Genomic DNA, 24,871 nt, shown 5'->3' with positions numbered 1-24,871 from the left:
AGGCATCCTCGCGGATGCCTTAATCATTACTGGCGACTGTCGTTGGCGGAGCGCAGCATGCTGCGGCTCTCGACGAGGAAGCGTTTCGCGTAGTCGCCAAACCAGTGTTCCACGCGCTCAAAGCTGTTGATGAACGCCTGTTTATCGCCCTGCTCCAGCAGCGTGATGGCTTCACCAAAACGCTGATAGTAGCGTTTAATCAGCGCCAGATTACTTTCCGACGACATGATGATGTCGGCGTACAGCTGCGGGTCCTGCGCAAACAGCCGCCCCACCATCGCCAGTTCGAGGCGATAGATAGGCGAGGACAGCGCCAGCAGTTGATCCAGATTGACGTTCTCTTCCGCCAGATGCAAACCATAAGCAAACGTGGCGAAGTGGCGCAGCGCCTGAATGAACGCCATGTTCTGATCGTGCTCAACCGCACTGATGCGGTGTAAGCGCGCGCCCCACACCTGAATCTGCTCCAGGAACCACTGATAGGCTTCCGGCTGACGGCCATCGCACCATACCACCACCTGCTTCGCCAGGCTGCCGCTGTCCGGACCGAACATCGGATGCAGTCCCAGTACCGGGCCGCTGTGCGCCGCCAGCATCGCCTGCAGCGGACGGTTCTTCACCGACGCCAAATCCACAAGAATGCAGTCATCAGGCAGCGCTGGCAGATCGGCAATAATCTGTTCGGTCAGATGGATCGGCACGCTGATGATCACCATGCCCGCATCGTGCAGCAGTTCATCCGCGCGCGGCCAGTCATCTTTATCGAGAATACGCACCTGATAGCCGGAGAGCGTCAGCATCTTCTCGAACAGACGTCCCATCTGACCGCCGCCGCCGACAATCACCACCGGACGCAGTTCAGGACACAGCGTTTTGAAGCCTTTGTCATTTTCATGCGCATAGGATTCACGCATCAGACGACGCAGTACATCTTCGATCAGGTCCGGCGACACGCCGAGCGCTTCCGCTTCCTGACGACGCGACGCCAGCATACTGGCCTCGCGCTCAGGCACATAAATCGGTAAACCGTAGCGGCTTTTGACTTCGCCGACTTCGGCCACCAGCGCCAGTCGTTTCGCCAGTAGCCCCAGCAGGGCTTTATCTACTTCATCAATTTGATCGCGCAGCGCGGTCAGTTCAGCCACCATGACTCATTACACCTCGTGTGACAGACGCGCCGACAGCACTCCCTGCAGATCCCGATGGATTTCACGCAGCAAAGTTTCAGTGGTTTCCCAGTTGATGCAGGCATCAGTGACGGAAACCCCGTACTTCATCTCGCTACGCGGTTGCTCAGAAGACTGGTTGCCTTCGTGAATATTACTTTCCAGCATCAGGCCAATGATGGAGCGGTTTCCATCTTTAATCTGCGCGATAGCCGATTCGGCTACGCCAGGCTGACGGCGATAGTCTTTGTTAGAATTGCCATGGCTGCAATCTATCATTAAGGCCGGACGCAGTCCCGCTTTCAGCATCTCTTTTTCACACTGCGCGACATCTTCCGGGCCGTAGTTTGGCGCTTTGCCACCGCGCAGAATCACGTGACCATCCGGGTTGCCCTGAGTTTGCAGCAGGCACACCTGACCGGCCTGGTTAATGCCGACGAAGCGGTGCGGCATCGCAGCGGCGCGCATGGCGTTGATTGCGGTGCCGAGGCTGCCATCGGTGCCGTTTTTAAAGCCTACCGGCATCGACAGGCCAGACGCCATTTCACGGTGCGTCTGCGATTCTGTGGTACGCGCCCCAATCGCCGACCAGCTAAACAGATCGCCGAGATATTGCGGGCTATTGGGGTCGAGTGCTTCGGTGGCCAGCGGCAGGCCCATCTCCACAAGATTGACCAGCAGCTGACGCGCAATGTGCAGGCCGGCTTCCATATCAAACGAGTTGTTCATGTAAGGATCGTTGATTAACCCTTTCCAGCCGACGGTGGTACGGGGTTTTTCAAAATACACGCGCATAACGATATACAGCTGATCCTTCAACTGTGCAGAGAGTGTTTGTAACTGACGAGCGTAATCCAGTGCGGCTTCGGTATCGTGGATCGAGCAGGGACCGCACACCACCAGCAGACGCGGATCGCGACCCGCGATGATATCCGCGATGGTCTGGCGGGAAGCGGCAATTTGCGCTTCCTGCGCCGCAGTCAGCGGGAACTTCGCTTTCAGTTCCTGTGGCGTAATTAAAATCTGTTCGTCGGCGATATGCACATTGTTCAGCGCGTCTTTTTGCATGATGGCGATCCTTTTTCACTCGTTATGCGGTTTTACGATCCTCACTGAGGATGACGCTTACTTTACCACAGCATGTAAATCATGCAATCCATGTATGTACACTTTTATTACCACCATCTTTTAAACCACAAAATAAAATTTAATTAAAATATATAAATCATTAAGTTAACAACCTTAAAGCCTGTAAGATCCATCAAACAAAAATGTAAAGTTATAATTACAGCCATCTGGCCAGGTCAGATGTTTTTTCCTTACGATATCGTTAACATGCTGTTATCCATTTAATTAATTCAGGATCGCTCTATGTCCATCCATGAAGTCGCGCTGCGTCCCTTTACTCTGCAGGATGCCGAAGCGTTTACGCATGCCGTTAATCAGTCTCTGGGCAGCCTGCAGCCGTGGATGGTATGGGCACATGCGGATTACAGCGTTGATGAAGCCGTGAGCTGGATCAACTTCACCCATCTGCAGCGTCAAAAGGGTGAAGCTGAAGAGTTCGCGATTGTCGATGGCAACGATCGGTTGCTGGGCGGTGCTGGCTTACGTTATGCGCGTCAGCCCGGTGAGTTCAGCGCGCTGGGCTACTGGGTTCGCAGCGAGGCGCAGCAACAGGGCGTTGCCCGCCGGGCGGTGGCACAGCTGGTGAATCTGGCGTTCGCCCAGCCACATATTGCTGTGCTGGAGATTCTTGCTGCAGAAGAGAATCACGCCAGCCGCGCCGTGGCCCTGCGCAGCGGCTTCTCGTTTGTGGATTACCGCTACGGGTTGATTGTGCTGGAGAGCGGTCCGGTCAACACGGCGATCTATCACCTCAGACGCCCATAAAAAAAGGGGCTGGCCTTATGGCCAACCCCTTGTTTGCTATTAACTTTGGGATGTCGCTTACGCGCCAAGACGCTCTTTGATACGAGCTGACTTACCGGTACGCTCACGCAGGTAGTACAGTTTGGCTTTACGCACAGCACCACGACGTTTGACAGTAATGCTGTCAATTACCGGAGAGTGAGTCTGGAAGACACGCTCAACGCCTTCGCCGTTAGAAATCTTGCGAACAGTGAATGCAGAGTGCAGACCGCGGTTACGAATAGCGATAACCACGCCCTCGAATGCCTGCAGACGTTTCTTAGAACCTTCAACGACCCATACTTTCACTTCCACGGAATCACCCGGACGGAAGGAAGGTACGTCCTGTTTCATCTGCTCTTGCTCAAGTTGCTTGATAATGTTGCTCATAATTAAATCTCTTATCCTGGGTAAACTGATAGTCAGGGAAGATTACTCTTCCACCTCATCGTTTTGTTGCTGCTGATGTTCCCGCTGGAACTCACTTAGCAACCTTGCTTGCTCTTCAGTCAGAGCCAGGTTTTCCAGAAGTTCAGGTCTTCTTAGCCAGGTACGGCCCAGCGACTGTTTCAGGCGCCAGCGGCGAATATCGGCATGGTTGCCCGACAGCAGAACTGGCGGAACCTCCATCCCTTCTAACACTTCAGGTCGGGTATAGTGCGGGCAATCCAGCAAACCTTCCGAGAACGAATCCTCATCGGCTGACGCCTGTTTCCCCAGCACGCCAGGAATAAACCGGGCGACCGAGTCAATTAACGTCATCGCTGGCAGCTCACCGCCACTGAGCACGTAATCACCGATTGACCATTCTTCATCAATCTCAGTGTGAATCACACGCTCATCTATCCCTTCATAACGACCGCAAACCAGAATTAACTTCTGGCTGGTCGCCAGTTCGCAAACGCCTTGCTGGTCAAGTTTGCGCCCCTGAGGTGAAAGATAAATCACCTTAGCGCCTTCTCCCGCCGCCGCTTTCGCTGCGTGGATAGCATCCCGTAAGGGTTGCACCATCATCAACATACCCGGTCCGCCGCCGTAAGGACGATCGTCCACGGTACGGTGCCGGTCATGCGTGAAGTCACGTGGACTCCAGCTCTCTATGTTGAGCAGGCCATTCTTTACTGCCCGGCCAGTTACCCCGTACTCGGTAATAGCGCGAAACATCTCAGGAAACAGGCTAATAACACCAATCCACATCGCGTTCGCCGTTACGTTACCGGATTGTCCGGAGATCAAAAACCAGGATCCCAGTCTACTTCAATGGTGCCAGTAGCGAGATCGACTTTCTTGATAACCTGTTCATCAAGAAACGGTATTAACCGCTCCTGTACACCGAATGCATCTTTCAGGTTTGCCTTTACGACGAGAACGTCGTTCGAGCCGGTCTCCATCAAATCAATGACTTTGCCCATCTCGTAGCCGTCGAGGTTTACCACTTTGCAACCCATCAGGTCTTTCCAGTAGTAATCGCCCTCTTCCAGCGCCGGCAGCTGCGTGGAGTCAACCGTAATTTCGCAATTGGTCAACTGTGCTGCAGCGTCCCGATCGTCAATGCCTTTGACTTTGATGATCAGGTCCTGATTGTGGTGCTTCCAACCCTCAAGCTCGACCTGCTGCCATTGACCGGCGCGCTGGATAAACCAGGGTTGATAGTCGAAGATGCTTTCAGCGTCTTCAGTGGAGGAAAACACTTTGAGCCAACCCCGAATTCCGTAAGCGGCACCCATTTTGCCCAGAATGATTGGGTTAACGGGAGGCTGTGCGGCAGGTTTACTGCTCATGCTCACCACCGTGACAGATTAAGCTGCTTTTTTTGCTTCTTTGATCAGCGCGTTAACGCGATCAGAAAGCGTTGCGCCCTGGCCAACCCAGTGCTCAATACGGTCCAGATCCAGACGCAGACCTTCAGCCTGACCAGAAGCGATCGGGTTGAAGAAACCTACGCGCTCGATGAAACGACCGTTGCGAGCATTGCGGCTGTCAGTGACGACGACCTGATAGAACGGACGCTTTTTAGCGCCGTGACGTGCCAAACGAATGGTTACCATAACATCCTCTTTAGTTAATAAAACAACCGGGCCCCATCGAGGAACGGGGCCCGGGTGCAATATAAAAAGCCCGAAAATTTTACTCATTTTGGCGCAAAAAGCAACCTGAGTGACTTAATTTTCTGGTTCGGGCTCTGTCGCCTTAGCGGCCGGGGAATCCTGGCGGCATCATACCTTTCATGCCACGCATCATTTTGGCCATGCCGCCCTTCTTCATTTTCTTCATCATGCGCTGCATATCATCAAACTGCTTCAGCAGCCGGTTGACGTCTTGCACCTGCATACCGGAACCGGTAGCGATACGGCGCTTGCGCGAACCTTTGATGATCTCTGGCTTCTCACGCTCTTTGCGCGTCATCGAATTGATGATGGCTTCCATGCGCACCAGCACTTTGTCATCCATCTGCGATTTAACGTTATCCGGCAGCTGACCCATGCCCGGCAGTTTGCCCATCAGGCTGGCCATGCCGCCCATGTTGCGCATCTGCTTAAGCTGCTCCAGGAAGTCGTTGAGATCAAAGCCGTCGCCGGTTTTCAGCTTCTTCGCCAGCTTTTCCGCCTGCTCGCGGTCAACTTTGCTCTCGATATCTTCAATCAGCGACAGCACGTCGCCCATGCCGAGAATGCGCGATGCGATACGGTCCGGATAGAACGCTTCCAGCGCATCGGTCTTCTCGCCCATCCCCATGAATTTAATCGGTTTGCCGGTGATGTGACGAATCGACAGCGCCGCACCGCCGCGCGCATCGCCGTCAACTTTGGTCAGGATCACACCGGTAAGCGGCAGCGCTTCGTTGAACGCTTTGGCGGTATTGGCGGCATCCTGACCAGTCATGGCATCGACAACAAACAGCGTTTCAACCGGATTGATCGCGGCATGCACCTGCTTGATCTCATCCATCATCGCTTCGTCAACGTGCAGACGACCGGCGGTATCCACCAGCAGCACATCGTAGAACTGCAGACGGGCTTCTTTCAGCGCGTTGTTAACGATATCCACCGGCTTCTGGCTGAGGTCGGACGGACAGAAATCCACACCGACCTGCTGCGCCAGGGTTTCCAGCTGTTTGATCGCCGCCGGGCGGTAGACGTCCGCAGACACCACCAGCACCTTTTTCTTGTGCTTTTCGCGCAGGAATTTACCGAGCTTACCGACGCTGGTGGTTTTACCGGCACCCTGCAGGCCCGCCATCAGCACCACGGCCGGCGGCTGAGCATTAAGGTTCAGCGCGTTATTTTCGGCCCCCATCGCCGCAACCAGTTCGTTGCGCACGATTTTGATAAACTCCTGACCCGGCGTCAGGCTTTTGTTTACATCCTGACCTACCGCGGCTTCTTTCACGCGGTTGATGAAATCGCGCACTACCGGCAGCGCAACGTCGGCCTCCAGCAGCGCCATACGCACTTCGCGCAGCGTATCTTTGATGTTGTCTTCGGTCAGCCTTCCGCGGCCACTGATATTGCGCAGGGTTTGCGACAAACGATCGGTTAAATTATCAAACATGCTCTCTCACTTAATAGCGTAGCGAGGCCGCCAGGGCGACACAATGCGGCGGATTATAACACGAAGCCAGGCCGATCTCTGCAATTGACCGTGAGATCGTTTGGAGCCTGCTGCCGCTGGCGCTATACTGCTTTTTTTCCTTATCTGACCGACACCTGAAAGGATCTATGTTCGTTTTCGCGATCGTGGCGCTGTTCGCCTACTCTCTCAGTCTTGCATTGATCATTCCGAGCCTGCTGAAACGCAACAGCGGCTGGCGGCGTTTTGCCGTGTTATCCGCCTGCGTGGCGCTGATTGCCCATGCGGTAGCGCTGCAGCAACGCATATTTGCCGTCGATAATGGACAAAACCTTAGCCTGCTGAATATTGGTTCGCTGGTCAGTTTGCTCATCTGCGCCATCATGACTATCGTCGCGTCGCGCAATCGCGGCTGGCTGCTGCTGCCGATTGTTTACAGTTTTGCGCTGATCAATCTGGCCTTCGCCACCTTTGTGCCAAACGCCTTTATCACCCATCTTGAGACCACGCCTGGCATGATGGTGCACATCGGTCTGTCGCTGTTTGCCTATGCCACGCTGATCATCGCGGCGCTGTATGCGCTGCAGCTGGCGTGGATCGACTATCAGTTAAAGAACAAAAAGCTGACGTTCACCCAGGATATGCCGCCGCTGCTCAGCATTGAGCGTAAGATGTTCCACATCACGCAGATAGGCGTGGTATTGCTGACGCTGGTGCTGTGCACCGGCCTGTTCTTTATGAATAACCTGTTCAGCCCGGAAAACATTGATAAAGCGGTGCTGTCGATTATCGCCTGGTTTGTCTACATCGTGCTGCTGTGGGGCCACTATCATGAAGGCTGGCGCGGTCGCCGTGTGGTGTGGTTCAACTGCGGCGGTGCGCTGCTGCTGACCATGGCCTATTTCGGCAGCCGCGTTCTGCAGCACCTGCTCACCTCTCACTAAAGGAATTTTTGCGTTGGAACATGTTTCAACCACCACGCTCATTATCACGCTGATCATTATGGTGCTGGTCTCGGCCTACTTCTCGGGTTCAGAGACCGGCATGATGACGCTCAACCGCTACAAACTGCGCCACAAAGCCAAAAGCGGCAACCGCAGCGCGCGTCGCGTTGAGAAACTGCTGCGTCGCCCCGATCGTCTGATTAGCCTGGTGCTGATCGGCAACAACCTCGTGAATATCCTCGCCTCAGCGCTCGGCACCATTGTCGGTATGCGCCTGTACGGCGATGCCGGCGTAGCCATCGCCACTGGCGTGCTGACCTTCGTGGTGCTGGTGTTTGCCGAAGTGCTGCCTAAAACCGTCGCGGCGCTCTATCCGGAAAAAGTCGCGTATCCCAGCAGTTTTCTGCTGGCGCCGCTGCAGTACGTGATGCTGCCGCTGGTGTGGCTGCTCAATACCATTACCCGCATTCTGATGCGCATGGTGGGCATTAAGACCGAAGGGTCGATTAACTCCGCCCTCAGCAAAGAAGAGCTGCGCACCATCGTGTATGAATCCCGCTCGCTGATGTCGCGCCGCAACCAGGACATGCTGCTGTCGGTACTGGACCTTGAGAAGGTCAACGTTGACGACATCATGGTGCCGCGCAATGAGATCGTCGGCATCAATATCAACGATGAGTGGAAGTCGATCGAGCGTCAGCTAAGCAACTCACCGCATGGCCGTATTGTGCTGTTCCGCGACTCACTGGACGATAGCGTCGGCATGCTGCGCGTGCGCGAAGCGTGGCGCATGATGGCCGGGAAAAAAGAGTTCAATAAAGAGCGACTGCTGCGCGCTGCCGATGAAATCTACTACGTGCCGGAAGGTACGCCTCTTAACGTGCAGCTGGTAAAATTCCAGCGCAATAAGAAGAAAGTGGGGCTGGTGATCGATGAGTACGGCGACATCAAAGGACTGGTTACCATCGAAGATATTCTGGAAGAGATCGTCGGCGACTTCACCACCTCTATGTCACCGTCACTGGCCGAAGAAGTGATGCCGCAAAACGACGGTTCGGTGCTGATTGAAGGCAGCGCCAACGTGCGGGAAATCAATAAGGCGTTCAACTGGACGCTGCCGGAAGAGGAAGCGCGCACCATCAACGGTATGCTGCTGGAAGCGCTGGAAGAGATCCCGCAGATGGACACGCAAGTACAGGTTGGCCATTACGACATTGATATTCTTGATGTGCAGGACAACATGGTGAAGCAGGTGCGCATTACGCCGCATCAGCCGCTGAAAGCGTCCATCGGTTCCTGAGACGACAAAAACAAAACGCCGCGATAATCGCGGCGTTTTTTATGGCAGAAGCGGCAACTAGAGTTGCAGCTCTTTCAGCTTTTCTGCCGGCAGCTTCAGATCTTCATTGCGGTTAACGCCAATGTCGTGCGCCAGCACGTTGCGCGCAATCTGCTGCGCTTCGTCCAGCGAGTGCAGCTTGTAGCTGCCGCACTGGTATTCGTTCAGTTCCGGAATCTGGTTCTGATCTTTTACCTTCAGCACATCTTCCATCGCGCCTTTCCACGCTTTTGCCACGCGCTGCTCGTCTGGCGTACCAATCAGGCTCATGTAGAAGCCGGTGCGGCAGCCCATCGGTGAGATATCGACGATTTCCACGCCGTCACCGTTGAGGTGGTTACGCATGAAGCCCGCGAACAGGTGCTCCAGCGTGTGGATGCCGCGTTCGGTCAGGATGTCGATGTTCGGACGGCAGAAACGCAGATCGAAAACGGTGATGGTATCGCCATGCGGAGTGTTCATGGTCTTCGCCACGCGTACCGCTGGCGCGCCCATGATGGTGTGATCAACAGTAAAACTATCCAGTAGTGGCATACGTCACCTCCTGTTTTGAGATTTTTTTTAAAACGATGAAACTTTTCTGTTCGCCCAACGTCTGAATATATGAAAGACGCGCATTTGTTATCATCATCCCTGACAACAGAGATGTTAATTTAGGCCACAGTGATGTGGCCATTTTCTTTTCTAGCCTTCGCGACCTGCCAGATAGCTGGCAAAATCCAGTGTATCACTCTGCTCCAGCTGCTGCTGTTTCAGCACCGACTCCTGCGCCTGACGGCTAAAATCGGCTTCGGTGAGAATTTCCAGCGGCTCTTCGCACAGCAGATGACGATACTGCTCGGCCAGCGCTACGCCGGCTCCGGTCAAACCCTGCTCTTTAATGGCTTGCAGAATGCGCGCCGAATAGGTTAGCTCAGGATCGTCAAACGACGCTACCAGTTGATCGCAAACCTGTTGATATTGCGTGCTGCCGTCGTTGCTATCCAGCACTTCAGCCACCCGGCGCAGATCGGCAAACAGCGCTTTACCGACATCAACCAGCAGATGTTCCGTATCACTGCAGCCCACGCCGATCACCTGACCCGGCTTGCGCCCTTCCAGCACCACGCGGTTCCAGTTTTTCCGGCTGCACAGCAGCTCATCTGCGCTCATCTCCGGCGCATCGGCCAGCGTACACCAGATAAGGAACAGATCGAGGAAGCGCGCCTGATCGGCATCCACACCGATGGCAGAGAACGGGTTGATGTCCAGTGAACGCACTTCAATGTACTCAATGCCGCCGCGCAGCAGCGCATCGGACGGCGCCTCACCCGAGCGGGTCACGCGTTTCGGACGAATCGGTGCGTACAGTTCGTTCTCGATTTGCAGCACGTTGGTATTGAGCTGCAGCCAGTTGCCTTCCGCGTCTTTAGTGCCCATCGCCGCATATTCGGCAGACGGCGTTTTGATCGCCGCTTTCAGCGCAGCGACATATCCTTCCAGCGAGTTGAAGGTAATGCCCAGCCCGCTTTGTGATTTATTGGTGTAGCCCAGATCGCTCAGGCGCAGCGACGTGGCATACGGCAGCCACAATGTTCCTTCGCCGTTGGTTTCGAACGGCAGCTTACTTTCCCGTCCCTGCAGGAAGGAAGAGCAGATGGCTGGCGAAGCGCCAAACAGATAAGGAATCACCCAGCCGTAGCGATAGTAGTTGCGAATCAGGCGCAGATAGCCCGCCGAGATGGTCTCTTTGCCGCTCTCCGCGTCTTTGACATCCGCCCACTCCTGCCAGAACGACAGCGGCAGCGAGAAGTTATAGTGCACGCCAGAAATAATCTGCATCAGCGCGCTGTAGCGGTTTTTCAGCCCCTGACGATACAGGGTTTTCATTTTGCCGATATTGGAGCTGCCGTACTGCGCCAGCTCAATGTTGTCCACATCTTCAACATAGCCCGGCATACTGAACGGCCACATGCGCTCGTCGCCCAGCTCGCGTGCCACGTGACGGTGGATGTCACGCAGAAACGCCAGGGAGCGATCGATGTTCTGATCCACCGGGGTGATGAACTCCAGCAGCGTTTCAGCAAAATCGGTGGTAATCCAGTCGTGCTTCAGCGCTGAACCCAGCGATTCAGGGTGGCCAGTGGTAGCCAGATGACCATTCGGCTGGACGCGAAGTGTTTCACGTTCAATGCCACGGCCGATACCCTTTAACGCGTCGGGATGCGCTTCCAGCCAGGAGAGCGCTTTTGATACGTCCGGGATCACATTAACCTCCCGCTGTGTGAATAATTTATTTTTGTTCAGCATAATGTTAACCGTAGCCTCGAATCTGTGCGAATCAATGCCACCATTGCATACCTTGTAAAGTGGCGGTCGCGATAACGATATAACGCAGCGTTTTACCCAGGGCGAGAAACAGCACGCAGGGCAGCCAGGAGAAGCGCAACCACCCTGCGAGCACGCAGAGTAAATCGCCCACCACTGGCAGCCAGCTAAACAGCAGCGCTGCGGGTCCCCATCGTTGTAGCCACGTCATTGCTGTGTCGTGCCATCGCCCCTGCCCTGTTGCTGGCATCAGGCGACCAAGAAGAATGTTGGTCAGGCCGCCCAGCGTGTTTCCCACTGATGCAGCCAGTAACAATCCATAGACCGACCCTTTCTGGGCGATCAATAACGCAATCAGCACCGCTTCTGAGCTGCCCGGAAGCAGCGTTGCACTCAGAAAGCTACTGCCGAATAACGATCCATACGTCAGAAATTCATTCACAGTAAACGGACATCAACCACATCCATGCCCGCCGCTTTAGCTGCCTGCACGCCAAAGTCAGCATCCTCGAATACCACGCAGCGCGCAGGCGCAACGCCCATCAGCTCTGCACAGCGTAAGAAGGTATCAGGCTGCGGCTTATGACGCTGGACATCGTCCGCGCCGACTACCGCATCAAACAGATGATAAACGTTGAGCGCTTCCAGCAGCGCTTTGGCTAAGCTGTGTTCGCTGCCGGTGCCAACCGCCATCGGACGGCGACCGTGATAGGCTTTGACCACCTGCATCAGCGGCAGCGGACGCACGTCTTCCAGCAGCATCGCTTTCAGCGCCGCCGTTTTCTCTGCCGCCAGCTGATGCGGATCGTGCTGTGCCTGATTCTGTTCCAGAATGTAGCGGGCCAGTTGCCAGGTGGGTGCCCCGTTGAATGCCACCATCTTTGCTTCGTCCATGGTGAAACCATAGCGGCTCAGCACCTGCTGCCAGGCTTTTCGATGTGTCGGCTCGGTATCAAGAATGGTGCCGTCCATATCGAAAATCAGGGCGTCATAGTGGTCGTACATTGTGACTCCATTAACACCACAAAATGAGCCATTACTTTAGCGTAATGCGCTCAGGTTGTCGCCAGGCAGGCTTAACCGCAAATGCTTTGAAAGCATTAGCAATTTTCGTTTTCAGAATAAGGTCAGAGCGCGCGACCGGCGATAAATGTCGGTAAATGCAGTGATTTTTTGATGGAGACGGCGCGTGAGAAAATCTTTCGGAATGCGGATGTTGAATCGGGTCAGGAATCAAGCGGAACAGCGCACAAGGGCAGTTTGCTTTTTTATTTGATGGTGCATCCAGGAGGATTATTCGGCTGGCGCCTCACCCTGCGGGCCGTTGCTGAAGCAACGTTATCCTCCTTAACACGTCCTGAACGATTATCGCATCATGACACACTGAGGCACTTTCCATCTTGCAGAAGATGGTGCATCCAGGAGGATTCGAACCTCCGACCGCTCGGTTCGTAGCCGAGTACTCTATCCAGCTGAGCTATGGATGCATTGAGATTTTCTTTCGATGAACAAACTGAACAGACTTGAGAATAACACAGAGAATGGTGCATCCAGGAGGATTCGAACCTCCGACCGCTCGGTTCGTAGCCGAGTACTCTATCCAGCTGAGCTATGGATGCATTGAGAGATTTTCTTACGATGGACTAACTGAAATCAACCTGGGAATGATACAAAGAATGGTGCATCCAGGAGGATTCGAACCTCCGACCGCTCGGTTCGTAGCCGAGTACTCTATCCAGCTGAGCTATGGATGCATTAAATGATTCTCGTACAACGCAGGGTGCTAACAACTCACCATGAAAGGAACTACTCGTTCACTCTTACTACTCTGAAGTAAATACCATATCCGAAGATGGTGCATCCAGGAGGATTATTCGGCTTGCGCCTCACCCTGCGGGCCGTTGCTGAAGCAACGTTATCCTCCTTAGTACGCCCTGAAAGCTTATCGCTTCATGACACACTGAGGCACTTTCCATCCTGAAAAAGATGGTGCATCCAGGAGGATTCGAACCTCCGACCGCTCGGTTCGTAGCCGAGTACTCTATCCAGCTGAGCTATGGATGCATCGGAAAATGGCGGTGAGGCGGGGATTCGAACCCCGGATGCAGCTTTTGACCGCATACTCCCTTAGCAGGGGAGCGCCTTCAGCCTCTCGGCCACCTCACCTTACGCGTTCTTGCGAACCGTGCTTTTGAACTTTGTTTCCGCTCATCGGCACTGCGTGGCGCACATATTACTTTCCCGGACTTATAAGTCAAACAATTTTTCCCGACTTTTTACCGATTCAGGTTTGATTGCGCAAATGACGTGCAATCCGCATGTTTTGCCGACAAAAAGAGTGATTTATCAACAGTAAAAGCGTGCGGCAGCCGACATAATTCGCGGAAAAATCAGGAGAGCGTGAACGGATAAAAACAACGACGGGAGGAAGAGAAGCGGTAGCGCCTCGCCACATAGCGAGGCACTGAATACGTTATTGAGGTGAAATCTGTGTTTTTTCAGCCTGGATGCGCTGATAGATCTCTTCACGGTGAACCGACACTTCTTTTGGCGCGTTTACGCCTATGCGGACCTGGTTACCCTTAACACCCAGCACCGTTACAGTTACCTCATCACCAATCATGAGGGTTTCACCAACTCGACGAGTTAGAATAAGCATTCTTTGCTCCTTGAAAGATTAAAAGAGTCGGGCCTGTTCGGTCTCCCGGCCATATCCATCATATAACGCTGAACAATGCCTATGACAAATACACCATTGTGTTCTGCCATGCCAATACATTCTGCTGATAGTTAGTTTAGCCGAAATACACTACATCAACCGGACTTTGTCATTACCTGGTGCACACCGCGTTAAAAAGCGCCGAAACAGATGTTCCTGGCGCTCTTCACGATGCTTAATTTTATTTCGTTACAGCCGGTTACTCACCCACTCCGGCACGCCAGCCAGCGCGCCAGAAAGTGCCTGGGCGTCGGTTCCGCCAGCCTGCGCCAGGTCCGGACGCCCGCCGCCTTTACCGCCAACCTGCGCAGCCAGTTCGCCAATCAGCTCACCGGCCTTCACCCGATCGGTCAGATCTTTGGTGACGCCAGCAATCAGCGACACCTTACCTTCTGCAACGGTTGCCAGTACGATGACAGCAGAACCAAGCTGATTTTTCAGATCGTCCACCATCGTGCGCAGCATTTTTGGCTCGACATTGCTGAGTTCGCTTACCAGCAGTTTCGCGCCCTTCACCTCAACCGCTTTGCTACTCAGTGAAGCGCTTTCCTGCGCCGCTTGCTGATCGCGTAGCTGTTGCAGCTCTTTCTCCAGCGCACGCACGTTTTCTACCAGTCCGCGCACTTTCTCGTTCAGATTACTGTGGTTGGCTTTCACCACCTGAGCAATATCGGTTAGCTGATCGCTCTGCGCGTGCAGTTGTGCAATCGCGGCTTCACCGGTCACCGCTTCGATACGGCGAATACCCGCCGCCGTGCCGGCTTCGCCCTGAATGCGGAACAGGCCGATGTCACCGGTGCGGGCTGCGTGCGTACCGCCGCACAGCTCAATGGAGTATTCGCCCATGCTGACTACGCGCACACGCTGATCGTACTTCTCACCGAACAGCGCGGTGGCGCCCAGCGCTTTCGCCTCTTCCAGGTCCATCACGTTAGTAGTGATAGGCAGGTTGCGGCGAATCTGGGCGTTAACGATATCCTCAACCGCACGAATCTGCTGCGGCTTCATGGCTTCGCCGTGTGAGAAGTCAAAACGCAGGTACTTGTCGTTGTTGAGCGAGCCTTTCTGGCCAACGTGATCGCCCAGCACTTCGCGCAACGCTTCGTGCATCAGATGCGTCGCGGAGTGGTTAAGGATGATGCGCGAACGACGCACTTCATCAACCTGCGCCTGCAGGCGATCGCCCACCCGCAGCTGACCCTGACGTAGCTTACCGATATGACCAAAGGCTTTGCCATATTTTTGCGTATCCTGCACGCTAAATTCAGCATTTTGCCCGGTCAGAACGCCGGTATCGCCCACCTGGCCGCCAGACTCACCGTAGAACGGGGTCTGATCCAGAATCACCACCGCATCCTGCCCGGCAGTAACCTGCTCAACCTGCTGGCCGTCCACAAACAGCGCCTGCACCGTCGCTTCGAGTGCGAGGTGGTCGTAACCTTTGAATTGAGTCGGCGTATCAAAGCGGATAACCGTGTTGTAATCGGTACCGAAGCCGCTGGCTTCACGCGCACGCTGACGCTGCTGCTCCATCGCCGCTTCAAAGCCCGCTTCGTCAATCTTCAGATTGCGCTCACGGCATACGTCAGCAGTCAGGTCCGCCGGGAAGCCGAAGGTGTCATACAGACGGAAAACCGTTTCGCCGTCGAGGGTGTCGCCTTTCAGCTTCGCCAGCTCGTCGTCCAGCAGTGCCAGGCCACGCTCCAGCGTTTTAGCAAACTGCTCTTCTTCATTTTTCAGGGCGTTCTCAACGTGCTTCTGCTGACGTTTGAGGTCCTCACCTGCTGCGCCCATCACCTCGATCAGCGGAGCCACCAGTTTGTAGAAGAAGGCTTCTTTCGCGCCCAGCATGTTGCCATGACGCACCGCGCGACGAATGATGCGGCGCAGCACATAGCCACGGTTTTCATTCGACGGGATAACACCATCAGCAATCAGGAAGGCGCACGAACGGATGTGGTCGGCGATCACGCGCAGTGATTTGTTGTTCAGATCGGTGGCGCCGGTTACCTGCGCCACCGCGTTAATCAGCTTCGCGAACAGATCGATTTCATAGTTGGAGTTCACATGCTGCAGTACCGCGGCGATACGCTCAAGGCCCATACCGGTATCCACCGACGGTTTCGGCAGTGGCTGCATGGTGCCGTCGGCCTGACGGTTGAACTGCATGAACACGATGTTCCAGATTTCGATATAGCGATCGCCATCCTCTTCCGGACTGCCCGGAGGACCGCCCCAGATATGGTCACCGTGATCGTAGAAGATTTCGGTGCACGGACCGCAAGGGCCGGTGTCACCCATCTGCCAGAAGTTGTCAGAGGCGTAAGCACCGCCTTTATTATCGCCAATGCGGATAATACGTTCGCGCGGTACGCCGATGTCATTGGCCCAGATTTCAAAGGCTTCGTCATCGGTTTCGTATACGGTTACCCACAGACGCTCTTTCGGCAGCTTAAACCACTGCTCGCCCGTCAGCAGTTCCCAGGCGTAGGCAATGGCTTCTTTCTTGAAGTAGTCGCCAAAGCTGAAGTTGCCCAGCATTTCAAAGAAGGTGTGGTGACGCGCGGTGTAGCCGACGTTTTCCAGGTCATTGTGCTTACCGCCGGCACGCACGCAGCGCTGCGACGTGGTGGCACGCGAATAATCGCGCTTGTCCTGACCAAGGAAAACGTCTTTAAATTGCACCATGCCGGCGTTAGTAAACAGCAACGTCGGATCGTTGTTTGGTACGAGGGAGCTGCTGGCTACAACCTGATGTCCCTTGCTATGAAAAAAGTCGAGAAACGCTTGACGGATCTCAGCAGTGCTCTTGCTCATAAAATTCCTGGAATCACGCTAACGAACGTTCCCTTTCGCTGGCAAACCGCATGCGCCCGGCCTGCCACTGACTGAGGAACAAAAAGTGGGAATAAGATAAATTTTCTTCAATGGGAAGTAAAATCCCATCGCCTTTCAGTCGTCAATATTTCTGAAAATCGCCTGAATGTCTTCCATCATAAAGCCTTTCGACATCAGAAAGCGCTGGACTTTGCTTTTTTCCGCCCAGCTTTGCGGCAGCGGTTCGCCGAATTTACGTTTAGCGACCTCGGCCGCGCACTGGCTCCAGTCAACCTCGCTGTCGAACAGCGCCTGGTTGATCTCATCACGGTCGATGCCTTTTTGCTGCAGCTCCATGCGCACCCGCTGTGGACCATAGCCTTTGCGCGCGCGACTCTGAATAAAGTGTTCGGTAAAACGCTGGTCGTTGAGCCAGCCATTCTCCTGACACCAGTCGAGCACTTTCTCCAGCAGCGCTTCCGGTATCGGCTGGCTCTCCTGTTGCTGTAGCCAGGCCGCACGCTGATTGTTCAGCTGCAGTTTGCGTTTCAGCTCGTCGCGGCTATGGTCGCGCTGCGACAAAATACGCATGGCACGATCGAGTACCCGGGAAAAGGTTGGCTCCGGAGCCTGTGATGAGGTCGATGACATAGGATTACCTTGTTGTGACTGTTGCGCAGGGTAAAGCAAGAAGGCAGAGAGGAAAAGCACGGGCGGGAAAAAGCAAAACGGGAGCATTGCTGCTCCCGTGAGTATGGTTAGAAATCTTCGTTGGTTTCGCTGGCTTCTTCGTATTTATCAGCCGCGCTATCCGCTGTCGCCGCTTCCGCCGTTGCGCCGGTCAACAGCATGTCACGCAGCTTAACGTCGAGTTCATTGGCAATCGCCGGGTTCTCTTTGAGGAAGTTGGTAGCGTTCGCTTTACCCTGGCCGATTTTATCGCCGTTGTAGCTGTACCACGCACCGGCTTTTTCCACCAGTTTGTGCTTCACGCCGAGGTCAACCAGTTCGCCGAAGGTGTTGATGCCTTCACCGTACATGATCTGGAACTCAGCCTGCTTAAACGGTGCTGCCACTTTGTTCTTCACCACTTTAACGCGGGTTTCGCTCCCCACCACTTCGTCGCCCTCTTTAATGGCGCCGATACGGCGGATATCCAGACGCACAGAGGCGTAGAATTTCAGGGCGTTACCACCGGTGGTGGTTTCCGGGTTACCGAACATCACACCAATCTTCATACGAATCTGGTTGATGAAGATCAGCAGCGTGTTGGACTGCTTGAGGTTACCCGCCAGCTTACGCATCGCCTGGCTCATCATACGCGCAGCCAGACCCATGTGCGAATCACCGATTTCACCTTCGATTTCCGCTTTCGGCGTCAGCGCCGCCACGGAGTCAACGATGATCACGTCTACCGCACCCGAACGGGCCAGCGCATCACAGATCTCCAGCGCCTGCTCACCGGTATCCGGCTGCGAACACAGCAGGTTATCAATGTCGACGCCCAGTTTCTTGGCGTATACCGGATCCAGCGCGTGCTCGGCATCGATAAAGGCACAGGTTTTGCCTTTACGCTGCGCAGCAGCAATGACCTGCAGGGTCAGCGTGGTTTTACCGGAGGACTCAGGTCCGTAGATCTCAACGATACGGCCCATTGGCAGGCCACCTGCGCCCAGCGCGATGTCCAGCGACAGGGAGCCGGTAGAGATGGTTTCAACATCCATCGAGCGGTCTTCACCCAGGCGCATGATGGAGCCTTTACCAAATTGTTTCTCAATCTGGCCCAGCGCGGCAGCTAAAGCCTTCTGTTTGTTCTCGTCAATCGCCATTTCCACTCCTAATCATGCCGGGTGAGCGGGCACCGTGTATGCCTGCTCGTTCTGTTGCCGCTAATTATACTGTATAGTCATACAGCATCAAGTTTAATTTGTCAGAAATTCATCCAGCAGCGCCTGCAGCGCCCAGCTAACCGACTGACGCCGGACAGCATCACGATCGCCGGCAAACTGCTGGCGCTGCGCCAGCACGCGGCCCTCCGGACCTGCCAGCGCAAACCAGACGGTACCGACCGGCTTTTCTGCCGTGCCGCCATCCGGCCCGGCGATACCGCTCACCGCAATACCGTAGCCGGCGCCGGCCGCGGCACAGGCGCCGGTCACCATTTCGCGTACCGTTTGCTCACTGACGGCACCGTGCTGCGCCAGCGTCGCCGCCTGCACGCCAACCATCTGCTGCTTGGCCTCATTGCTATAGGTAACAAAGCCGCGCTCAAACCACGCAGAACTGCCGCTGATGTCGGTAAATACCTTGGCAATCCAGCCGCCGGTACAGGACTCCGCCGCCGTCACCGTCGCCTGACGATGCCTGAGCTGTTCGCCAATACGTCGGCTGAGCTGCTGAAGTTGTTCGTCGTTCATCGCCTTCTCCTGTTGTGGCGCTTCACGTTAGCAGTAAATGGTGCGGCAACAAGCCCTTTTCAACCGCCACCGTCGCATTTTGCGCGCTGCGTTCCGGTGAGGTCAGTGCGTTTTCACCGCCACCATAAATAAACGCGGAAAGGCCAGCAAAACCTGTCCATTACTGCACGTCGGGTAAGCGGGCAGCAGCGCCTGATGATAGTCGCGTAAAAAGTCAGCCTGCTGCGCCTCATCCAGCGCGGCAAGGAACGGACGCAGCCCGGTGGCACGCAACCAGCTGATAATCGCCTGCGCATCCGCCATCGGATGATAGTAAGTGGTGCGCCAGATATCGACCTGACAGCCTGCATCGCCTAATAAATCATAGTAGCGATCGCTGCTCAGCAGGCGTTTGCGTTCTGCCGCCTGAGGCGAAATATGCGCCTGCCAGCGTGAGCTGGCCGCCACCTCACGCATCAGACGATGCGACGGCTCCTGCAGGTTATCCGGCATTTGCACCGCCAGTGCTCCGCCCGGTGCCAGCTGGTTTACCAGATGCGGCAACAAGGTTTCGTGGTCGGTCAGCCATTGCAGCGACGCGTTGGCATAAATGACCTGTTGCGGCTGCTCAGGCTGCCAGCTGCGGATATCGGCCTGACGAAAATCACAGTCCGGCAGGCGTTGCCGCGCCTGTTCCAGCATCGCCTCAGAGCTGTCGATGCCAGTGATGTGCGCCTGCGGCCAGGCCTGTGCCAGCAGTTCCGTGCTGTTGCCCGGGCCACATCCCAGGTCCGTAGCAAAGCGCACCTCGTTGACGGGAATACGCGCCAGCAACTCCTGTGCCGGACGCGTACGCTCAGATTCAAACTGACGATACAGCTGGGGATTCCAGTCTTGCATAGCAACGCTCCTGTCTGTGTGGAAGAGTCACACACTACCTGTTTTGCTGCGCGAGGCGCGAAGAGAAAAGTGCGGTTGCCGGAAAAGTGTGAGTGGCGCAGCGGAATCAGAGACAGCAGGTTCGGGCGTGGCGATATCGCGCGCTGGTGAGGCTGTGGTTACCAGCCCAACCAGAAGGGAGAAAGCAACAGGACGGCACATGGCCGTCCTGCAATTAGTTCTTTTTCACAAACTCAGATTTGAGTTTCATCGGACCGAAGCCGTCGATTTTGCAATCGATATTGTGGTCACCTTCAACCAGACGGATGCTTTTCACTTTGGTGCCGATTTTCAGGGTGGAAGAGCTGCCTTTCACCTTGAGATCTTTCACTACGGTTACGCTATCGCCATCTGCCAGCAGGTTACCGTTGGCATCGCGCACCACCAGCCCTTCGCTGCTGTCATCCGCGCTGGCGGACCAGATATGGCCGCAGGAGGGGCAGTTCAGGTTTTCACCCTCCTGCCAGGTGTAATCTGCCTGGCAGGCCGGGCAGGCAGGTAAAGTCGTCATACATATTCCTCAGTGGTCGGTATGCGATGAAGAAGGCACCGCAAAACGGGCGCCATCTTATACCCTCATACTTTATAAGGACAGGATTAAAGCATGTTGCCCTGACGCGCCTGGGCGACCGCCTGCCCCAGCTGCCACACCGCCATGGCATAGTGCGTGCTGTGGTTGTAGCGCGTAATCACGTAGAAATTAGGCAGACCGTACCAGTATTGATAGCTGGTGCCGAGATCCAGCCGCAGCAGGCTGACCTGGCTGTTGCCGTCCAGCGAACCCTGCGGTGCCAGACCGCTGGCCGCCAGCGTATTCACTGAATAAGAGGTTTTGAAACCGTTCTCCAGCGCCGGTGCCTGACCGCTGGCGGGCACGGCGACGTTTTCACCGGAACGCCAGCCGTGCGCTTTAAAGTAGTTGGCAACGCTGCCGATGGCATCCACCGGATCCCACAGATTGATATGGCCGTCGCCGTTAAAATCGACCGCATACTGCTTATAGGAGGACGGCATAAACTGGCCGTAGCCCATGGCACCGGCGAAAGAGCCGCGCAGATCCAGCGGATCGTCCTGCTCGGTGCGCGCCATCAGCAGGAAGGTTTCCAGCTCGCTGCTGAAGTAAGCGGCACGGCGCGGATAGCTAAACGAGAGCGTCGCCAGCGCATCCAGCAGACGGGTTTTGCCCATCACCCGACCCCAGCGTGTTTCCACCCCGATAATCCCGACGATGATCTCCGGCGGTACGCCATACACCTGCTGGGCGCGCTGCAGCGCATCCTGATATTGATTCCAGAAGGCGACGCCGTTCTGCACGTTATCCGGGGTGATGAATTTATTGCGATAGCGAATCCACGCGCCGTTCGGCCCGCTCGGCGGCGTATAGCTCGGTGCCTGCTGATCCATCAGGCGCAGCACGTAATCCAGTCGCTTCGCCTGACCAATGACCGCATGCAGCTGGTCGCGGTTGAAACCGTGCTTCGCCACCATCTGATCGATAAATTGTTCCGCCGCCGGATTACCGGCAAAGTCGCCAAACATCGGCTGAATGGCGTGAGAAGGTTCCAGTAAAAACCCCCCTTTCGGTGCAGGCACAACGGCGGATTGCTGCTGGGGGGCAGGCTTACTGCTGCAGGCAGCAAGCAAACAAATAAGCGGAAGAAGAGCAACCTTAAAACGCATCGGATATCCATAAGCCAGATGAAACACGAATGCTCATGGTAATCGTTCAACGAAGCGACTTACAGAGCAATGTCGTAAATTTACGCCCGTTGTGATTCTGCAGTTATGACCAGCCCTATCTCTGGTCAGGTAATGAAAACGCCGCTGAGGTAAGGGGTGCACTGACCGAACTGACGCTCACCTGTAGCGCGGCAGCGGCCTCACCCGGCCGCGGCTAAGCGCCGGATTTGCGTGCTGGCTCCACAGTTTTCCCCGCCGCGTAAAATTTGCTTTTTACCGCCTGTCGCAATTTGATATGGTCGCCAGCCAGAAACATCGGCTGGCGGATGAAGCGGGCTGCGCAAAAATGCTAACATCTGCCCTTTCGTTATCCGCCAGTGTGATAACCATACATCCCGGCTGCCCCTGTCCAGCCAGCGGAAATCAAAAGAGTGAATCCTGAGTGAGAATGAGATGAAAGGAGCAGAGCAAATGGACTTCAGTGGCCACACCCCCATGATGCAGCAATACCTGCGCCTGAAGGCCGATCATCCTGACATCCTGCTGTTTTATCGCATGGGCGATTTCTATGAGCTGTTCTACGACGATGCCAGACGCGCATCGCAGCTGCTGGAGATCTCGCTGACCAAACGCGGCGCGTCCGCCGGGGAACCGATCCCGATGGCCGGCGTGCCCTATCATGCCGTTGAGGGCTATCTGGCGAAGCTGGTGCAGCTGGGCGAATCGGTGGCGATCTGTGAACAGATTGGCGATCCGGCACTCAGCAAAGGGCCGGTTGAGCGTAAAGTGGTGCGCATCGTAACGCCCGGCACCATCAGTGATGAAGCGTTACTGCAGGAGCGCCAGGATAACCTGCTGGCAGCCATCTTCCAGAGCCAGCGCGGTTTTGGCTACGCCACGCTGGATATCAGCTCCGGGCGTTTCCGCCTCAGCGAGCCGGGCGATGTCGAGACCATGGCGGCTGAACTGCAGCGCACCAATCCGGCAGAGTTGCTCTATCCAGAGGATTTGCAGGCCATGACGCTGATTGATCAGCGCCGCGGACTGCGGCGGCGTCCGCTGTGGGAATTCGAAATCGACACCGCGCGTCAGCAGTTGAACCTGCAGTTTGGCACGCGCGATCTCAGCGGCTTTGGCGTCGAGCAGGCGCATCTGGCGCTGCGCGCGGCGGGCTGTCTGCTGCAGTATGTGAAAGATACGCAGCGCACCTCGCTGCCCCATATTCGTTCACTGAGTATGGAGCGCCAGCAGGACAGCGTCATTATGGATGCGGCTACCCGGCGCAATCTGGAAATCACCCAGAATCTGGCGGGCGGCAGCGAAAATACGCTCGCGGCGGTGCTGGATAAAACCGTCACGCCGATGGGTAGCCGCATGCTGAAGCGCTGGCTGCATATGCCGCTGCGCGACGTAGCCACCATCACGCGCCGCCAGGAATCAATTGCCGAACTGCAGTCGCTGAGCGAAGAACTGCAACCGGTGCTGCGCCAGGTGGGCGATCTGGAGCGTATTCTGGCACGTCTGGCGCTGCGCACCGCGCGTCCGCGCGATCTGGCACGCATGCGTCATGCCTTCCAGCAATTACCTGAACTCAATACCCAGTTAGCGGACGTGGCAGCGCCCCATCTCAACGCGCTGCGCGATCGGATGGGGGATTTCAGCGAACTGCGCGAACTGCTGGAAAGCGCCATTATTGAATCGCCGCCGGTGCTGGTGCGCGACGGTGGTGTTATCGCGCCCGGCTATAACGCCGAGCTGGACGAGTGGCGCGCGCTGGCCGACGGCGCCAGCGACTATCTTGACCGCCTGGAGATTCGCGAGCGCGAAAAACTGGGGCTGGATACGCTGAAGGTTGGCTTCAATGCTGTGCACGGCTATTACATTCAGGTCAGCCGCGGACAGAGCCATCTGGTGCCTATCCATTACGTTCGCCGCCAGACGCTGAAAAATGCTGAGCGCTATATCATTCCCGAACTGAAAGAGTACGAAGACAAGGTTCTCACGTCGAAAGGCAAAGCGCTGGCGCTGGAAAAGAGCCTGTATGACGAGCTGTTCGATCGCCTGCTGCCGCACCTCGAAGCGCTGCAGCAGAGCGCCGCGGCGCTGGCAGAACTGGACGTACTGGCCAACCTGGCCGAGCGCGCCTGGACGCTCAACTACTGCCGCCCGGTGCTGCAGGAGAAAGCCGGGATTCGCATCACCGCCGGTCGCCATCCGGTGGTGGAACAGGTGCTGAAAGAGCCGTTCATTGCCAACCCGCTGTCGCTCTCAATGCAGCGTCGCATGCTGATCATTACCGGCCCCAACATGGGCGGTAAGAGTACTTACATGCGGCAGACGGCCCTGATTGCACTGATGGCCTGGATCGGCAGCTATGTGCCAGCGGAAGAGACGGTGATCGGCCCCATCGATCGCATCTTTACCCGTGTCGGTGCCGCTGACGATCTCGCCTCCGGTCGCTCTACCTTTATGGTCGAGATGACCGAGACCGCCAACATTCTGCATAACGCCACCGAAAACAGCCTGGTGCTGATGGACGAAATCGGCCGCGGTACGTCCACTTATGATGGCCTGTCGCTCGCCTGGGCCTGTGCCGAAAGCCTGGCGAATCGCATCAAAGCCATGACGCTGTTTGCTACCCACTACTTCGAGCTCACGACCCTGCCGGAGAAAATGGAAGGCGTGGTGAATGTGCATCTTGATGCGGTGGAACACGGTGACACCATTGCCTTTATGCACAGCGTGCAGGATGGCGCCGCGAGCAAGAGCTACGGCCTGGCCGTGGCGGCGCTGGCCGGGGTGCCGAAAGAGGTGATTAAGCGTGCGCGTCACAAGCTAAAAGAGCTGGAAGCGCTGTCGGGCAGTTCTGCCGGCTCAACGGTGGAGGGCTCACAGCTGCCGCTGCTGGTGGCGGAAACCTCGCCGGCAGTGGAGGCGCTGGAAGCGCTCGATCCGGACAGACTGACGCCCAAACAGGCGCTGGAGTGGATTTACCGTCTGAAAACCCTGATGTAATCAGTCACCGGCGCGTTCGCGGCGCGCCGGCCTGAATGACAGGCATAAAAAAACGGTGACCTTATGGT

Annotated in this window: 23 protein-coding genes and 5 tRNA genes; 4 read left to right on the top strand and 24 right to left on the bottom strand. The window is 55.8% G+C overall.

The features are described from left to right. Window positions 1-26: 26 nt before the first annotated feature. Both tyrA and C1Y43_RS21875 read right to left on the bottom strand, forming a co-directional pair. The gene (gene tyrA, locus C1Y43_RS21880; RefSeq protein ID WP_021507321.1) at window positions 27-1,148 is read right to left on the bottom strand and encodes a bifunctional chorismate mutase/prephenate dehydrogenase; all 1,122 of its coding nucleotides are present in this window, start codon (window positions 1,146-1,148) and stop codon (window positions 27-29) included. A 6-nt stretch (window positions 1,149-1,154) separates the two neighbouring features. Continuing rightward, window positions 1,155-2,234, bottom strand: a complete 1,080-nt coding sequence (locus C1Y43_RS21875) for a 3-deoxy-7-phosphoheptulonate synthase (protein ID WP_021507322.1) — start codon at window positions 2,232-2,234, stop codon at window positions 1,155-1,157. A 303-nt stretch (window positions 2,235-2,537) separates the two neighbouring features. Between C1Y43_RS21875 and C1Y43_RS21870 the strand changes: the two genes are divergently transcribed. After that, window positions 2,538-3,059, top strand: coding sequence for a GNAT family N-acetyltransferase (locus tag C1Y43_RS21870; protein WP_104189681.1), 522 nt, complete (start codon window positions 2,538-2,540; stop codon window positions 3,057-3,059). Between the two features lie 57 nt (window positions 3,060-3,116). On the opposite strand, the gene rplS is transcribed toward C1Y43_RS21870, so the two are convergent. From rplS to ffh, 5 genes are all read right to left on the bottom strand, one after another. After that, the gene (gene rplS, locus C1Y43_RS21865) at window positions 3,117-3,467 is read right to left on the bottom strand and encodes a 50S ribosomal protein L19 (protein WP_021507324.1); all 351 of its coding nucleotides are present in this window, start codon (window positions 3,465-3,467) and stop codon (window positions 3,117-3,119) included. Window positions 3,468-3,509: 42 nt separating this feature from the next. Further along, window positions 3,510-4,274: a tRNA (guanosine(37)-N1)-methyltransferase TrmD gene (trmD, locus tag C1Y43_RS21860; RefSeq protein ID WP_021507325.1), complete on the bottom strand. Its 765-nt coding sequence runs from the start codon at window positions 4,272-4,274 to the stop codon at window positions 3,510-3,512. 35 nt (window positions 4,275-4,309) lie between these two features. Continuing rightward, entirely contained in the window at window positions 4,310-4,858 is a 549-nt protein-coding gene (rimM, locus tag C1Y43_RS21855) for a ribosome maturation factor RimM (RefSeq protein WP_021507326.1), read from the bottom strand. An 18-nt stretch (window positions 4,859-4,876) separates the two neighbouring features. Beyond that, window positions 4,877-5,125: a 30S ribosomal protein S16 gene (rpsP, locus tag C1Y43_RS21850; protein WP_007893313.1), complete on the bottom strand. Its 249-nt coding sequence runs from the start codon at window positions 5,123-5,125 to the stop codon at window positions 4,877-4,879. Window positions 5,126-5,267: 142 nt separating this feature from the next. Beyond that, complete coding sequence (ffh, locus tag C1Y43_RS21845; protein ID WP_021507327.1) at window positions 5,268-6,629, bottom strand: signal recognition particle protein; 1,362 nt, start codon at window positions 6,627-6,629, stop codon at window positions 5,268-5,270. Between the two features lie 167 nt (window positions 6,630-6,796). On the opposite strand from ffh, the gene C1Y43_RS21840 reads away from it, so the two are divergent. Together C1Y43_RS21840 and C1Y43_RS21835 are read left to right on the top strand one after the other, a co-directional pair. Further along, entirely contained in the window at window positions 6,797-7,591 is a 795-nt protein-coding gene (locus C1Y43_RS21840; RefSeq protein ID WP_010617128.1) for an inner membrane protein YpjD, read from the top strand. A gap of 13 nt (window positions 7,592-7,604) precedes the next feature. After that, window positions 7,605-8,891 (top strand): HlyC/CorC family transporter, encoded by a 1,287-nt coding sequence (locus tag C1Y43_RS21835; protein ID WP_058759620.1) that lies wholly within the window; start codon window positions 7,605-7,607, stop codon window positions 8,889-8,891. 57 nt (window positions 8,892-8,948) lie between these two features. On the opposite strand, the gene luxS is transcribed toward C1Y43_RS21835, so the two are convergent. From luxS to mltB, 17 genes are all read right to left on the bottom strand, one after another. Next, complete coding sequence (gene luxS, locus C1Y43_RS21830; RefSeq protein WP_010617126.1) at window positions 8,949-9,464, bottom strand: S-ribosylhomocysteine lyase; 516 nt, start codon at window positions 9,462-9,464, stop codon at window positions 8,949-8,951. 150 nt (window positions 9,465-9,614) lie between these two features. Then, a complete protein-coding gene (gene gshA / locus C1Y43_RS21825; RefSeq protein WP_021507329.1) occupies window positions 9,615-11,219 on the bottom strand; it encodes a glutamate--cysteine ligase in 1,605 nt (534 codons plus the stop codon). Between the two features lie 31 nt (window positions 11,220-11,250). Next, a complete protein-coding gene (locus C1Y43_RS21820; RefSeq protein WP_021507330.1) occupies window positions 11,251-11,679 on the bottom strand; it encodes a YqaA family protein in 429 nt (142 codons plus the stop codon). Continuing rightward, on the bottom strand, window positions 11,676-12,242 hold the full coding sequence (yqaB, locus tag C1Y43_RS21815) for a fructose-1-phosphate/6-phosphogluconate phosphatase (protein ID WP_058771641.1): 567 nt from the start codon (window positions 12,240-12,242) through the stop codon (window positions 11,676-11,678). Before yqaB ends, C1Y43_RS21820 begins: the two co-directional genes overlap by 4 nt. Window positions 12,243-12,647: 405 nt before the next feature. Further along, window positions 12,648-12,724, bottom strand: a tRNA-Arg gene (locus C1Y43_RS21810). Between the two features lie 55 nt (window positions 12,725-12,779). Next, a tRNA-Arg gene (locus tag C1Y43_RS21805) sits at window positions 12,780-12,856 on the bottom strand. Window positions 12,857-12,914: 58 nt separating this feature from the next. Beyond that, a tRNA-Arg gene (locus tag C1Y43_RS21800) sits at window positions 12,915-12,991 on the bottom strand. Between the two features lie 233 nt (window positions 12,992-13,224). Next, window positions 13,225-13,301 (bottom strand) — tRNA-Arg (locus C1Y43_RS21795). A gap of 9 nt (window positions 13,302-13,310) precedes the next feature. After that, window positions 13,311-13,403 (bottom strand) — tRNA-Ser (locus tag C1Y43_RS21790). 307 nt (window positions 13,404-13,710) lie between these two features. After that, on the bottom strand, window positions 13,711-13,896 hold the full coding sequence (gene csrA / locus C1Y43_RS21785; protein WP_058780255.1) for a carbon storage regulator CsrA: 186 nt from the start codon (window positions 13,894-13,896) through the stop codon (window positions 13,711-13,713). Window positions 13,897-14,145: 249 nt separating this feature from the next. Beyond that, window positions 14,146-16,773, bottom strand: a complete 2,628-nt coding sequence (gene alaS / locus C1Y43_RS21780; RefSeq protein ID WP_058780256.1) for an alanine--tRNA ligase — start codon at window positions 16,771-16,773, stop codon at window positions 14,146-14,148. 135 nt (window positions 16,774-16,908) lie between these two features. Then, a complete protein-coding gene (locus C1Y43_RS21775) occupies window positions 16,909-17,424 on the bottom strand; it encodes a regulatory protein RecX (protein ID WP_233209874.1) in 516 nt (171 codons plus the stop codon). Window positions 17,425-17,531: 107 nt separating this feature from the next. After that, entirely contained in the window at window positions 17,532-18,602 is a 1,071-nt protein-coding gene (gene recA / locus C1Y43_RS21770; protein WP_021507334.1) for a recombinase RecA, read from the bottom strand. Between the two features lie 93 nt (window positions 18,603-18,695). Further along, window positions 18,696-19,190 (bottom strand): nicotinamide-nucleotide amidase, encoded by a 495-nt coding sequence (gene pncC / locus C1Y43_RS21765; RefSeq protein WP_058776003.1) that lies wholly within the window; start codon window positions 19,188-19,190, stop codon window positions 18,696-18,698. Between the two features lie 102 nt (window positions 19,191-19,292). Beyond that, window positions 19,293-20,069 carry a trans-aconitate 2-methyltransferase gene (gene tam / locus C1Y43_RS21760; RefSeq protein WP_104189677.1) on the bottom strand — a complete coding sequence of 259 codons (777 nt, stop codon included), beginning with the start codon at window positions 20,067-20,069 and terminating at the stop codon, window positions 19,293-19,295. Window positions 20,070-20,283: 214 nt separating this feature from the next. Continuing rightward, window positions 20,284-20,619 (bottom strand): zinc ribbon domain-containing protein YjdM, encoded by a 336-nt coding sequence (locus C1Y43_RS21755; protein WP_021507336.1) that lies wholly within the window; start codon window positions 20,617-20,619, stop codon window positions 20,284-20,286. A gap of 86 nt (window positions 20,620-20,705) precedes the next feature. Continuing rightward, window positions 20,706-21,788 (bottom strand): lytic murein transglycosylase B, encoded by a 1,083-nt coding sequence (mltB, locus tag C1Y43_RS21750; RefSeq protein WP_031279678.1) that lies wholly within the window; start codon window positions 21,786-21,788, stop codon window positions 20,706-20,708. A 471-nt stretch (window positions 21,789-22,259) separates the two neighbouring features. Between mltB and mutS the strand changes: the two genes are divergently transcribed. Further along, complete coding sequence (mutS, locus tag C1Y43_RS21745) at window positions 22,260-24,803, top strand: DNA mismatch repair protein MutS (protein WP_104189675.1); 2,544 nt, start codon at window positions 22,260-22,262, stop codon at window positions 24,801-24,803. The last annotated feature ends 68 nt before the right edge of the window (window positions 24,804-24,871 follow it).

This window comes from Pantoea sp. ICBG 828 (assembly GCF_002928355.1).
Taxonomy (GTDB): Bacteria; Pseudomonadota; Gammaproteobacteria; order Enterobacterales; family Enterobacteriaceae; genus Pantoea; species Pantoea dispersa.
The sequence above is the reverse complement of the archived record's forward strand: the minus strand, read 5'-3'. Positions and strand labels throughout refer to the sequence as shown.

Excerpts from the sequence above, each read along its gene's own strand:
- yqaB (WP_058771641.1), bottom strand. The coding sequence starts at position 12,242 with ATGTACGACCACTATGACGCCCTGATTTTCGATATGGACGGCACCATT.
- rplS (WP_021507324.1), bottom strand. The coding sequence starts at position 3,467 with ATGAGCAACATTATCAAGCAACTTGAGCAAGAGCAGATGAAACAGGAC.
- alaS (WP_058780256.1), bottom strand. The coding sequence starts at position 16,773 with ATGAGCAAGAGCACTGCTGAGATCCGTCAAGCGTTTCTCGACTTTTTT.
- rpsP (WP_007893313.1), bottom strand. The coding sequence starts at position 5,125 with ATGGTAACCATTCGTTTGGCACGTCACGGCGCTAAAAAGCGTCCGTTC.
- mltB (WP_031279678.1), bottom strand. The coding sequence starts at position 21,788 with ATGCGTTTTAAGGTTGCTCTTCTTCCGCTTATTTGTTTGCTTGCTGCC.
- C1Y43_RS21755 (WP_021507336.1), bottom strand. The coding sequence starts at position 20,619 with ATGACGACTTTACCTGCCTGCCCGGCCTGCCAGGCAGATTACACCTGG.
- gshA (WP_021507329.1), bottom strand. The coding sequence starts at position 11,219 with ATGCTGAACAAAAATAAATTATTCACACAGCGGGAGGTTAATGTGATC.
- trmD (WP_021507325.1), bottom strand. The coding sequence starts at position 4,274 with ATGTGGATTGGTGTTATTAGCCTGTTTCCTGAGATGTTTCGCGCTATT.
- tyrA (WP_021507321.1), bottom strand. The coding sequence starts at position 1,148 with ATGGTGGCTGAACTGACCGCGCTGCGCGATCAAATTGATGAAGTAGAT.
- recA (WP_021507334.1), bottom strand. The coding sequence starts at position 18,602 with ATGGCGATTGACGAGAACAAACAGAAGGCTTTAGCTGCCGCGCTGGGC.
- csrA (WP_058780255.1), bottom strand. The coding sequence starts at position 13,896 with ATGCTTATTCTAACTCGTCGAGTTGGTGAAACCCTCATGATTGGTGAT.
- C1Y43_RS21775 (WP_233209874.1), bottom strand. The coding sequence starts at position 17,424 with ATGTCATCGACCTCATCACAGGCTCCGGAGCCAACCTTTTCCCGGGTA.
- luxS (WP_010617126.1), bottom strand. The coding sequence starts at position 9,464 with ATGCCACTACTGGATAGTTTTACTGTTGATCACACCATCATGGGCGCG.
- rimM (WP_021507326.1), bottom strand. The coding sequence starts at position 4,858 with ATGAGCAGTAAACCTGCCGCACAGCCTCCCGTTAACCCAATCATTCTG.
- mutS (WP_104189675.1), top strand. The coding sequence starts at position 22,260 with ATGGACTTCAGTGGCCACACCCCCATGATGCAGCAATACCTGCGCCTG.
- tam (WP_104189677.1), bottom strand. The coding sequence starts at position 20,069 with ATGCAAGACTGGAATCCCCAGCTGTATCGTCAGTTTGAATCTGAGCGT.
- C1Y43_RS21840 (WP_010617128.1), top strand. The coding sequence starts at position 6,797 with ATGTTCGTTTTCGCGATCGTGGCGCTGTTCGCCTACTCTCTCAGTCTT.
- C1Y43_RS21870 (WP_104189681.1), top strand. The coding sequence starts at position 2,538 with ATGTCCATCCATGAAGTCGCGCTGCGTCCCTTTACTCTGCAGGATGCC.
- C1Y43_RS21875 (WP_021507322.1), bottom strand. The coding sequence starts at position 2,234 with ATGCAAAAAGACGCGCTGAACAATGTGCATATCGCCGACGAACAGATT.
- pncC (WP_058776003.1), bottom strand. The coding sequence starts at position 19,190 with ATGAACGACGAACAACTTCAGCAGCTCAGCCGACGTATTGGCGAACAG.
- ffh (WP_021507327.1), bottom strand. The coding sequence starts at position 6,629 with ATGTTTGATAATTTAACCGATCGTTTGTCGCAAACCCTGCGCAATATC.